This is a genomic window from Blautia sp. AM28-27, assembly GCF_003480905.1.
Classification (GTDB): domain Bacteria; phylum Bacillota; class Clostridia; order Lachnospirales; family Lachnospiraceae; genus Fusicatenibacter; species Fusicatenibacter saccharivorans.
This window is the reverse complement of the sequence record NZ_QUJK01000026.1, coordinates 28,550-28,802: the sequence shown is the minus strand read 5'-3', so window position 1 is coordinate 28,802 and position 253 is coordinate 28,550. Positions and strand designations below refer to the sequence as shown.

Sequence of the window (253 nt, the reverse complement as noted above, 5' to 3'; positions counted from 1 at the left end):
TATTTAAGAAAACACTGGTCGGGCAAAAAAGCTTCGGCGCCAACGTTGGAGAAGAAGCACCACAAATATTTTCTGCGTTTTACATATGCGGAAGAGGTATCTTTAAACCAGACACCTGTCAAAGAGCAAACGATCTGCAGCGTGGATCTCGGCATCAATACGGATGCAGTCTGTACCATCATGCGTCCAGACGGAACTATCCTGGGGAGAAAGTTTATTAACTTTCCCAGTGACAAAGACCGGATGTACCGTG

Annotated in this window: 1 pseudogene; it reads left to right on the top strand. The window is 45.8% G+C overall.

Features of this window, described 5'->3' with window-relative positions:
• Window positions 1–253 (top strand): annotated as a pseudogene (locus DW743_RS19130) (IS200/IS605 family accessory protein TnpB-related protein); the annotation flags it as partial.